Genomic DNA, 11,610 nt, shown 5'->3' on the forward strand with positions numbered 1-11,610 from the left:
TTCAAGTGGGACCTCATTTGGTTAGGCGGCTTGGTGTTGGCGTGCAAAATATCAGTCACAACCATAAGGTGGCTTTTAAAGAAAGTGCTTTAAAAGCAAACTGACGTCACGCCTGATAAACTGCATCAAGGGTGTGGCATTCGTGCCATTATCAGGGGCGATTGTGGCGGAAACGACATATTTGCGTAGAAATCGCGGTCATCTTTGTATAACAATGAAAAACGAAATAATTAATCGGGTTGAGAAACGTCACTAGGTTACCTCCGAAAATTCAAGATGCGCCGCAGATCGAGCCAAATTTGACTCATGAGTCAAAATGTCGATCTGGCATAAAACAAGCGTGCGGAATGCCACTCGGAAATGCCTGCTATTACCAATGGCGCTCGTAATTCAGATTAGTATTTTTGGTAAAAAACGGTTTTTTGCGGCAGAATCTCGGGTCTGCGGCAAGGAACGATCAGGGAGAAGATATTATGAAATCTACAAATGGCAAAGCCCGCTCGGGGCTTGCTGTGCTGAAGGCTGGCGTGTCTGTTGTCGCGCTTACCGCACTCGCAGCCACTTTAGTTACGCCTGCCTATGCGCAGGATGCTGCCCCATCGGATGACGCGGCGGCCGGCGCTCAGGAAGTTGTCGTTGTCGGCGTGCGCCGTTCGTTGAAAAACGCGCAGCAAATCAAGAGGGATGCCGATACGGTCGTTGACTCGATTACGGCAAGTGACATTGGCTCTTTCCCTGACAAGTCGGTGGCTGAAGCGCTTCAGCGCGTCGCGGGTATCACCGTCAATCGCTTTGCCGCTACGGGCGACACGGCCCACTTCTCGGCCGAACCTTCGGGCGTCGTCGTCCGCGGTCTGCAGCAGGTGCGTTCGGAATTCAACGGCCGCGACATCTTCACCGCCGACTCGTCGCGTGGTTTGAGCTGGTCTGATGTGTCGCCGGAACTGATGGGCGGCGTGGACGTTTATAAGAACCAGACCGCCGAACTGATCGAAGGCGGCATCGCTGGCACTGTTAACCTGCGTACACGCCTGCCGTTCGACCAAAAGGGTCGTGTTTTGGCGGTCAGTGCCGATTATACTTGGGGTGATCTTTCCAAAGATGGTGCTGGAGCAGTCTCAGGCATTTATTCCGACCGCTGGGAAACGGAATACGGCGAATTCGGCCTGATGGTCAACGGAGCTCACTCGCAGGTTATCACGGCGTCGCAAGGCATCCAGTTTGGCCGTTACGGCGCTATTGTCAGCCCGCCCTTCGGGGGTGTTGTGACTGATCCACAAGCGGATCTGTGGATCAACCCCACAAAGAAGTATATGCCAGGTAGCGCCGCCATCCGTGACAATGTTTATGATCGCGTGCGTGATGGTGTTGCCATTGCAGGTCAGTGGCAGAACAACGAACACACCATGCTGCTGACGCTGCAATACCAGCAGTCCAAGAAGCGCGAGCAGATGGAAGAGCACGTGCTGTCCGCAAGCTCAGGCATTGACACCTTTGCGAAGCCGCTTACCTGGGTAAGCAACAACCTTGATAGTACAGGTAAGGTCTCCACGGTCTGTCATCCGGACACCAACTGTACGTTTAACGAAAACGGGGGGCTCACATCGGGCACACTGGTTACCAACCTTGATTCTTGGATGGCGACCTATGGGGCGAATGCAGGCGCCGAGAATCCATCAGGCGCTCTTACCTGTTATGACTGGACTTGTGCCGAAGATCGAGACGCAAGTAAGCCTTATACGGCCAAGGGCGTTCGCGGCACTCGTTACGGCACAACTGCGCGCTACAGCGATAGTGTGAACGATACCAAGGATCTGGCGCTTAACTTCAAATGGGATGTAACGGATCGCCTAAAGCTGAACTTCGATGTTCAGCACGTCGAGGCCACGCAATCCAATTATGATATTGATGGCTCGCTAAAAACATTCGCGAATGTCAATTATGACCTGTCGGGTAGCCACCCGGTGTTTACGGTTTCAGATCCCAGCAGCTTTAACGATTCGCCCGGCAATATCTCCAACCCGGAGAACTATGCCGGCGCTTACGTCATGGACCACATTACCGATTCTGACGGTAAAATGGATGCCGTTCGTTTGGACATGCAGTACAGCTTCGATTCGCCCTGGATTAGCAATCTGAAGGCCGGCGTTCGCTTTGCGGATCGTCAGCAATCGGTGCGCTGGTCGACCTACAACTGGAAAGTTAGCATTCGCGACTGGCAAGACTATAATCGAGACAATTATTTCATAACCGGTTCGGCTTTCCCCAAAGGAAGCTATGAGTCCGTGACCCTGTCTGACGATTTCTATGGTGGTGGCGTTACCAATGCCCCAACAGCTATCTTCTACGCCATGGATCTGATCAAGGATCGCGCTCTCTTTGCGTCCACTCTTGGGAATCAGAATTATAAGCCGACAAATGCCGCCGGCGTTACCAATGAATGGGTGCCTGTCGGGTATCGTACCGGAGAAGATGCCCGTGGCTTCCTCCCAGCGGAACTATCGGATGTTCAGGAGAAAACCAAGGCGGCTTATATACAATTGAAGTTCGGTGGCCCTGACGCCACCATATTCAATGGTGTTACGGTCACAGGTAATATCGGCGTCCGTTATGTTGAGACGCAGAATATCGCTACCGGCGGGGTCAATTACTCAACCATGACCTATGCTGCAGATCCAACCACCAGAAGCGAGACTGCGCCCGGCTCAAATAATTTCGTTACGACTCTTAACTGGAGTTACTTTGTTCCTGGTCTTAAGGGCACTCCCCCTGCAGTTACCGCGGATCAAGGCACTGACCTAAATACATATAACGCACAGGTTGCTGCCCGGAATGCATATGTGAACAATCCGGCGAATTTCACGGATGACCGCCTGTTTATGCAGCCTTCCGCTGAAAAAGTTACGTCCGATATTACGCATAAGAACTGGTTGCCAAGCTTCAATGTTCGCTTAGGCCTTTCCGATAAATGGTTCGTCCGTCTGGCTGCTTCACGAGCCATGTCACGCCCGGATATCGGTAATCTTAAAGCTTATTCTTCGGTTTCGGGCACCACTCCGTCACTCAATGATCAAGCGTGTGGCAAGGCCTTGGAGTGCACAGGAAATGTTATCACCAAGGCGGTTGTGCCCTACACAGGTGAGGCGCAGAACCCATATCTGAAGCCGGTAACGGCCGATCAATTTGACGTGTCTGTGGAAAACTATTTCTCAAGCACAGGCTCGCTGACCTTCAACGCCTTCTACAAAAAATTCCACGACTATATTCAGTTTGGCTCCTATTATCGTAACTATACGAACAATGGTGTAACTCGCGAAGTTCTTATGAACGGGCCAGTGAATGGTGACGGTGCCTCCATCAAGGGTTTTGAAGTTGCCTATCAAGGCTTCTTCGACTTCCTTCCGGCACCTTTCGACGGCTTCGGCATCCAAGCCAACTATACCCGTCTGGTCAATTCCGGCATCAACAGTGCGGGTGTTGCACGCGAAACGGCTGATCCGACTGGTTCGGCCGATCCTAACACCGGCGGCATCAGCCGTTCAGCCAACGCCTTTATTAAGCTGCCTCTGGAAGGCTTGTCAGATAATTCATACAATTTGATTGGTATGTATGAAAAGGGCGCATGGTCGGCACGTTTGGCTTATAACTGGCGTTCAAAGTTCATGGTTACGGCTCAGGATTGCTGCACGACCTTCCCGGTCTGGCAGAAGGACGCGGGCTATCTTGATGCCCGTGTCGCCTATCGTATTAACGAGCACATTGAACTGTCTGTTGAAGGCTCTAACCTGTTAAATACAGAAACGCGGCTTCAGCAGCAGGTTGATGGTCCGACGACAATGTATCCGGATCGTGAAGTCCGCTTCCTCGATTCGTCCTGGTTCCAGAACGACCGCCGCCTGCAAGCCTCTATCCGCTTGAAGTACTAAGAGCGTTCTTTGATGACTTAGGAAAGGCGCGCTGCCCGACAGGACGGCGCGCCTTTTTTATCTCGCTTGCACGCATCGCTCCTAGTCGGTGTCTGAGGCGCGCATGTGAGGCAAAATGTCTGGCTTGAAGGAAGGTCATCTGTGTGATCATCTCCGTAAGGCTATTGTGACCCAAATCCGAAAGATTCCCTATGAGCAGTCCTGCGATGAAAATCGTCATTCTGGGCGGCGGAACCGCCGGCTGGATGAGCGCTGCGGCCCTGACCCGCGCCTTCAAGCCTGAGTTCTGTTCTGTTCGTCTGATCGAATCCGATGACATCGGCATTGTCGGAGTGGGTGAAGCCACACTTCCACAAGTACATGATTTCAATCAGTTCCTCGCCATAGACGAGGCTGAATTTATGCGCGAAACCAACGCGACCTTTAAGCTCGGCATTGAGTTCCGCGACTGGGCGCAACGCGGCGACAGCTATATCCACCCGTTTGGCGTCCATGGTCAGGCTATGGGGGGCGTACCCTTCTTCCAGTACTGGCTGCGTGCCCGCCAAAATGGCCATGATCTGAATATCGAGGACTATTCTTATCCGATCGCGGCCTGTCGCCACATGAAGTTCGACATGCCGTCCGACGATGAAAAGTCGATCCGTTCGACCTATTCCTATGCTTATCATTTCGACGCCACGCTCTATGCCAAGTTCCTGCGCAAGTGGTCCGAAGGCCAAGGCCTCAAGCGCACTGAAGGTCAGGTCGTTGATGTGACGCTCGATGCGGAGAGCGGTTATATCCGGGCGCTTACACTGAAGTCGGGCGAAGTGGTCGAGGGAGATCTGTTTATCGATTGCTCCGGTTTCCGCGGCCTTCTGATCAGCCAGACACTGAAAATGGGCTGGGAAGACTGGACGCAATGGTTGCCCTGTGACCGCGCTCTGGCCGTGCCGTGCGAACGCGTCGGCGACCTGACGCCCTTCACACGCGCGACAGCGCGTGAAGCCGGCTGGCAGTGGCGCATACCCTTGCAGCACCGCACGGGTAACGGTTACGTCTTTTCCAGCCAGTTCACCACCGAAGAACGGGCGGCTGAGGTTCTTCTGGCCAATCTCGATGGCAAACCGTTGGCCGACCCACGTCTCATCACGTTTCAATCCGGACGGCGCCAGCAGTCCTGGTACAAGAACTGTATCGCTATTGGCCTGGCCAGTGGTTTCCTTGAACCCCTGGAATCGACCAGCATCTATCTGGCTCAGATCGCCGCGTCCTATCTGATCGAGCTCTTCCCTGGCAAGCAGATTGATCCCAGGATATCCGGTGAATTCAACCGCCTGGTCGATATCGAATATGAAAGGGTGAGGGATTTCCTGATCCTGCACTATCATGCCACGGCGGGCCGCGATGAGCCCTTGTGGCGGCATGCGCAATCCATGCAGGTGCCTGAGTCTTTGGTCGAGAAGATGGCCATTTTCAAGCGGCGTGGCCATGTGCATCGCTACAAGGACGGGCTGTTCTCGCCGGCAAGCTGGATCGCCGTCTATACCGGACAGGGCATAACCCCGGTGGGTTATGACCGTCAGGCGGATAATTTGAGTGCGTATGAGCTTTTAGCCAGATTGAGCGAGATGAAAGGACGCATTGATGTGAATGTCGCGGCCATGCCATCGCACGCCGATTTCGTCCGCGATTTTTGCTTCGATGCGAAAGCCGCTTCCAAAGCTGCGATGATGGGGGAGACGGCGCATGGCTGAGCCAAAGCGGGTGCGTAAGGTTGTGGTTCTTGGCCGCGATGAGTCGCTGTGGCTGGCGGTCAACACACTGGAGCGGGCCTTTTCCAAATCGGACATCGAGATTACGGCTATTGAGCTGCCGTCCCTTCTGCGCGCCGGTGATGTCTATCCCACCCTGCGCGCTCAGGAAGCTTTTCACAGCCTCATGGGGCTGAAGGAAGACGCTCTCATGCGCGCGTCACAGGCCACGTTCAGCCTGGGTCAGCGCTTTTCCAACTGGGCCAAGACACGTCCGCCGTTCTTCCATGCCTACAGCACCTATGGCGCCAAGTTCGAACGCGTGCAGTTCCATCACTATTGGCTAAAGGCGCGGGCTAACGGTCTTAAGGCCGAATTTGACGATTTCTCCTTGTCGGTCGCGGCGGCGAAACACGGACGCTTTTTCGTACCCGATGAAGAGACGGACAGCTTTTCCAACAACGACTATGCCTACCATCTCGGCGCCATCGGTTATTGCCAGGTTCTGAAACAGGTCGCCTTGCAACGGGGTGTCATACATCGCACGGGCCGGCTGGCAGAAGCCTTGCGCGCGGAGAATGGCGATATCACCGGCTTGTTGCTTAATGATGGCCAAGTGGTGGAAGGCGATTTCTTTATTGATGCCTCGGGTGCAGAAAGTCTGTTGCTCGGCCAGGCCATGGGGGTTGGGCTCGAGTCCTGGAGCCAGTGGTTCGCGTGTGACCGCATCCTGACGACCTATGCGCCGCCGCTTACGCCATTACCCTCTTTCAGTCAGGCATCGGCCTTCCGTTCCGGCTGGCTGGGGCTTTATCCGCTGCGCGATCGCACGGCGGTACAGCAGGTCTATGCCAGCGTCGATATGGGCGAACAGGAAGCTTTTGACACGGCAGGAATCGTATCAGCCTTGAAACTGCATGGCGATGCGGTGGTGACCCCTTATAGCGCCGGCTGTCGCACGCAGTTTTGGGCAGGCAACTGTCTGGCCGTCGGGGAAGCGGCTGTCGTTTTCGATCCGATCGACAATGTTCGCCTGCATGCCAATCTGGTGGGGATGTCGCACCTTATCTCTCTGTTCCCGATTGACAGCGATATGGCGCTGGAACGCGATGAATATAATCGCAACGTTACAGCGGCCGTTGAGCGTATTCGCGATTTCCAGATCTGCCGCTACAAACTTAATCAGAGGTTCGATCAGCCGATCTGGGATCACTGCCGCGCCATGATCCTGCCGGACAAGCTACAGTATAAACTGGATGTGTTCGAGGCGCGCGGTATGCTCATCGCCTATGATGACGAAACCTTTGAAGATCCTGAGTGGATCGCCATGCTGATTGGCCATGGCCTGATGCCGAAAACCTACGATCCCCTGGTGGACCAGGTGAACGAAGCCGAAGTCATTCGACGCTTCCAGCAGATGCTTGGCTTTATCCGCCACAGTGTCGAAAAGATGAGGCCTATGGAGCAGCATCTGGGTCTGTCACCTGCCGCGGGCATGTCGGCACAAGGCTGAAAAGCTATATAAATAAGAGTGTATCATCGGGAGACGTGCGTGGAGTCCAAGGTCAGGAAGATTGTCATTGTTGGCGGCGGCACAGCCGGCTGGATGTCGGCGGCGTGCTTCGCCAAGGCGCTGGGGACGCAGGGCTATGACATTACTCTGGTGGAATCCGAGGAGATCGGAACCGTCGGTGTCGGCGAGGCGACTATTCCGGCTATTATCCGCTATAATCGCTTTCTGAATATCGACGAGGATGAGTTCATCCGCGAGACCAATGCCACCTTCAAGCTCGGCATCCAATTCGTTGATTGGCAGAAGGAAGGCGTCAGCTATTTCCACCCTTTCGGCTATTTTGGAGTCGATATCGATGGCTTTACGTTCCCCAACTATTACCTGCGCGACTATTACCGGCGTGGCGGCGGCGTCATCGATCTCGGTCGCTATAATGCCGAGACCGAAGCCGCGCTTCAGGGACGGTTCGGACGCGTCAAGCCGGAGAACGGCAAGCCAGACCTCAATTATGCGTTTCAGTTCGACGCGGCGCTTTACGCGCGTTTCCTGCGCAAATATTCCGAAGCGCGCGGCGTAACACGGCGCGAAGGCAAGATCGTCAAGGTGCACCAGAACCCGGAGACGGGCTATGTTACGTCTGTCGAGCAGGAGAATGGTAGTCAGATTGCCGGCGACCTGTTCATCGACTGCTCGGGGTTCCGCGGCCTGTTGATCGAGGAAACGCTCAAGTGCGGCTATACCGACTGGAGCCAGTGGCTGCCCGTCAATCGCGCGGCCGCTGTGCCCTGCGAACGCGGTGACGATCTGATCCCCTACACGCGCGCGACGGCGCGCGAGGCCGGTTGGCAATGGCGAATCCCCCTGCAACACCGCACAGGTAACGGGTATGTTTTCTGCAACAGCTTTATCAGCGAGGATGAGGCCTCGGAAAAACTGTTGTCGCGGCTGGATGGCAAGCCTATGGCCGACCCGAAAATTCTGCGCTTCGTTACGGGCCATCGCAAGCGCTTCTGGGACAGGAATGTCGTGGCTCTGGGGCTGGCCAGTGGCTTTCTGGAGCCGCTCGAATCGACGAGTCTTCACCTTGTCCAGGCCGGCCTCTTCAAGTTTCTGGCCCTGTTCCCGCGCCAGGGATTCAACCCGCGCATTGTCGAAGAATATAATCGCCAGATGTTGTTCGATTATGACAACGTCAAGGACTTCATTATTGCTCACTACAAGGTGACCGAACGCGATGATACGCCGTTCTGGAACTATGTGCGTAACATGGAGGTGCCCGATTCCTTACGCGAGCGGCTCGACGTGTTCCGTTCCACCGGCCAGACTCTGAGCAATGAGCGTGAACTGTTCCGCGAGGTGAGCTGGTACGCCGTCCTGACAGGACAGGGCCTGGTGCCGGAAGACTATCATCCCGCCGCCGATACGCTCGACGATGATGATATCAGGCTGCGGCTGGGGCGCTGGCGCACCGCAGTGGTTGACCGCGTCAAGACCTTGCCGATGCACGAGGACTTTATCCGCAAGAGCTGTGCCTCTGCCGCCCTGAAACAGCGTGATGAGGCGCGCGCCGGAGGCTAAAGCGGCCTTACGTGTTCAGGAAGGTATTGGCCGTCAATCGCCCGTATTTCGGGTCTAAGCTGAGGGCATCGGCATTTTCGAGACGCATGGCGTGGAGCTGGGTGGCGCGATACAGGATCAGCCGGTTAAACACAGGTTCGACATGGGCGATCTCTTCGTAGAGATGGGCCAGGGTTTCGCGCGGCTGCGCGTCGTGGCTGTCGATTTCACGTGTGCGCACGGTCTTGAATGCGTTGGCGCGGACATTCGAGATCACTTCAAAACCGGTCGCCTTGTGGCGATAAAAGGCTGTTCCGCCAAAGCTTGCGCTGAGAAAATGCACGCTGGCGAAACTTCTGGCATTGGCGGAATCGGTATGCGGCAGGCCCTGGCGCACCGCCATCTGCGCGGGGGATAGGTTGGTAAGGCCGAAAAAGCCGTAGGACCGCCCCAGCCGCCCCGGCAGGGCGTCGAAAATCTCAGTCAGCGGGCGTTCCAGCGCCGGGAGCAGGGTCGGCAGATAATTGGCAGGCAGGTGGGCGTTGAGGCCGGGATAGTAAGATCCGGTGGTGGGCGGCACGAAAGCGGATCGTGCCGCAAACTCGACCAGGTCCTCGCAGCCATTGAACGCCTCATCGACCACAAAGACCGGCTGTTTTTCCTCACCGATGCGCCTTACCTCGATACGGGCGTTGCGGTTGAGGGAAAGAGGGGGCAGGCTCTGGGTCATGAATCCATTTTTAGAGCCGCCGGTGCGAAATGCAAGCTCACAGGGTCAGGGCTTTTTCCAGGATGGCAATCCCCTCGTCCATGACCTCATCTGAAGCCGTGAGTGGCGCCAGTATGCGGATGGTGTTGCCATAGACGCCGCACGACAGAAGGATCAGGCCATGCGCCTGCGCTTTCGTCGTCACCGCCTTGGTGGCCACGGCGTCGGGCGTATGACTGCCAAGCTCGGTCACGATATCGAAAGCGATCATGGCGCCTAAACCGCGAATGGCGGTGATCGGCACGATATCATTACGCCCGGCCAGGGCTTCGAGCCGGGCTTTCAGCCTGGCACCCTGGGCGTTGGCGGCGTCGAGCAGTTTCTCTTCCTCGATCACCTCCAGCACGGCCAAAGCCGCGGCACAAGCGACGGGGTTGCCGCCATAGGTGCCGCCAAGGCCGCCTACCTGCGGCGCATCCATCACCTCGGCGCGACCGACCACCCCGGAAAGCGGATAACCACCGGCGAGCGACTTCGCCATGGTCATCAGGTCGGGTTTGACGTCGTAGTTTTCCATGGCGAACAGCTTGCCGGTGCGGCCGAAACCGGTCTGGACCTCATCGGCGATCAGCAGGATGCCGTGTTCGTCGCACTTTTTGCGTAAAGCGCGCATCAGTTCCGGCGGCGTGATCAGGAAGCCGCCTTCGCCCTGTACGGGCTCGATGATGATGGCGGCCACCGCGTCCGGCGCGATATCGGCCTTGAAGAGATAGTCGAGCATTTTCAGCGTGTCGTCGGTGTCGATGCCGCTGGCTTCGACCGGGAAGGGGAGATGATAGACGCCGGGTTGCTGCGGCCCGAGGTCCTTTTTGTAAGGCACCACTTTGCCGGTCAGGGCCGAGGTCAGGGCGGTGCGGCCGTGGAAGCCGCCGGTGAAGGCGATGACGCCATCGCGCTTCGTGTAGCAGCGGGCGATCTTGACGGCGTTTTCGACTGCCTCGCCGCCGGTGGTGAAGAAGGCGCACTTGGCCGGACCTTCGATCGGCGCCAGCGCGTTGATCTTTTCGGCCAGGGCGATGTAGACCTCATAGGGCACGACCTGAAAGGCAGTGTGGGTGAAGGCGTCCATCTGCTTCAGCGCGGCGGCCTGCACCTTGGGGTGACGGTGGCCGGTATTGAGCACGGCGATGCCGCCGGCGAAATCGATGAAGCGGTTACCGTCGGCGTCCCACAGTTCGGCGTTTTCGGCGCGGCTGGCGAAGAGGGTGGTGGCATGACCGATGCCGCGCGCTACGGCGGCGGAACGGCGGGCGGTGAGATCGGCATTGTGGGTCATGAGACATCTCCGGCTGGACTGCAGGGAGAGTACATATTGTGATCACAATTTGCCAGTTGAATTTGAGCACAATATATCGACTATCTCCGGCAGGCAAGAATGGGGCGCAGCATGAAGCGGATTGGAGACAGTGTCGTCCTGCTGCATGGCACAGGCCGGACACCGCGTAGCCTCCGCGGCCTTGAAATACGGCTGCAAAGGGCAGGCTTCCAGACGCTCAACCTGGCCTATCCGTGGCGTCGTCTCGATATTGTCGGTCTGGCAAACTATGTTGCCGATGCGCTCGATGCGGAAGGTATTTTCAACGGGTGCAACCGGCTTCATTTTGTCACGCACTCGATGGGCGGACTCGTGGCTGCCTGTCTGCTCGGCAGGTTGCGCACGCGAATCCCTGTCGAAGTGGGTCGCGTCGTTATGCTCGGGCCACCTTTACGCGGCAGCGAGGTGGCTGATGCTCTGTCAGGTTTTTCACCCTATCGTTGGCTTTATGGACCTGCGGGTCTGGATCTGACCACGAGTTCCGATCTTCTTGAGGGTATCCGGCCCGATTATGCGCTAGAGCATTTTCCGATCACATTGACTGGTAGCCAGAGTTTTTGAGGTAGTTGGTACATTCCGGGCTCTCGAAAAGTTTGAGGATTTCCCCAATCCGCTTAAACAGTCCGTCTACGGTTCTTTCGGCAGCTTTTCTCAACAAGGTTTTGAGTTTGGCAAAGACTTGCTCAATAGGATTGAAGTCTGGGGAATAAGGGGGAAGATAGAGTACCTTTGCGCCAATTGCCTCTATGATATCCCTGACCCCTGCAACCTTGTGAGCCGGCAGATTGTCCATG

The 11,610-nt window shown here is 56.3% G+C and carries 8 protein-coding genes; 5 read left to right on the forward strand and 3 right to left on the reverse strand.

The window, feature by feature from the left end:
- The first annotated feature begins 473 nt into the window (after nucleotides 1-473).
- From B060_RS0114465 to B060_RS0114480, 4 genes are all read left to right on the forward strand, one after another.
- Nucleotides 474-3,926: a TonB-dependent receptor gene (locus B060_RS0114465; RefSeq protein WP_018082514.1), complete on the forward strand. Its 3,453-nt coding sequence runs from the start codon at nucleotides 474-476 to the stop codon at nucleotides 3,924-3,926.
- Nucleotides 3,927-4,117: 191 nt separating this feature from the next.
- Complete coding sequence (locus tag B060_RS24675) at nucleotides 4,118-5,665, forward strand: tryptophan halogenase family protein (RefSeq protein WP_051081085.1); 1,548 nt, start codon at nucleotides 4,118-4,120, stop codon at nucleotides 5,663-5,665.
- On the forward strand, nucleotides 5,658-7,175 hold the full coding sequence (locus B060_RS0114475; RefSeq protein ID WP_018082516.1) for a tryptophan halogenase family protein: 1,518 nt from the start codon (nucleotides 5,658-5,660) through the stop codon (nucleotides 7,173-7,175). Before B060_RS24675 ends, B060_RS0114475 begins: the two co-directional genes overlap by 8 nt.
- Nucleotides 7,176-7,214: 39 nt before the next feature.
- Entirely contained in the window at nucleotides 7,215-8,753 is a 1,539-nt protein-coding gene (locus B060_RS0114480; RefSeq protein ID WP_018082517.1) for a tryptophan halogenase family protein, read from the forward strand.
- A 7-nt stretch (nucleotides 8,754-8,760) separates the two neighbouring features.
- On the opposite strand, the gene B060_RS0114485 is transcribed toward B060_RS0114480, so the two are convergent.
- Both B060_RS0114485 and gabT read right to left on the reverse strand, forming a co-directional pair.
- On the reverse strand, nucleotides 8,761-9,462 hold the full coding sequence (locus tag B060_RS0114485; protein ID WP_018082518.1) for a DUF6445 family protein: 702 nt from the start codon (nucleotides 9,460-9,462) through the stop codon (nucleotides 8,761-8,763).
- Nucleotides 9,463-9,499: 37 nt separating this feature from the next.
- On the reverse strand, nucleotides 9,500-10,777 hold the full coding sequence (gene gabT / locus B060_RS0114490) for a 4-aminobutyrate--2-oxoglutarate transaminase (RefSeq protein ID WP_018082519.1): 1,278 nt from the start codon (nucleotides 10,775-10,777) through the stop codon (nucleotides 9,500-9,502).
- A 111-nt stretch (nucleotides 10,778-10,888) separates the two neighbouring features.
- Here gabT and B060_RS24680 point away from each other — a divergent pair, with 111 nt between their 5' ends.
- Nucleotides 10,889-11,377 carry an esterase/lipase family protein gene (locus B060_RS24680; RefSeq protein WP_157405645.1) on the forward strand — a complete coding sequence of 163 codons (489 nt, stop codon included), beginning with the start codon at nucleotides 10,889-10,891 and terminating at the stop codon, nucleotides 11,375-11,377.
- On the opposite strand, the gene B060_RS0114500 is transcribed toward B060_RS24680, so the two are convergent.
- On the reverse strand, nucleotides 11,349-11,610 hold a 262-nt coding region (locus B060_RS0114500), incomplete at its 5' end, for a transposase (RefSeq protein WP_018080771.1). The two genes, B060_RS24680 and B060_RS0114500, sit on opposite strands and share 29 nt — an antisense overlap.

Source organism: Asticcacaulis benevestitus DSM 16100 = ATCC BAA-896 (assembly GCF_000376105.1).
Classification (GTDB): Bacteria; Pseudomonadota; Alphaproteobacteria; order Caulobacterales; family Caulobacteraceae; genus Asticcacaulis; species Asticcacaulis benevestitus.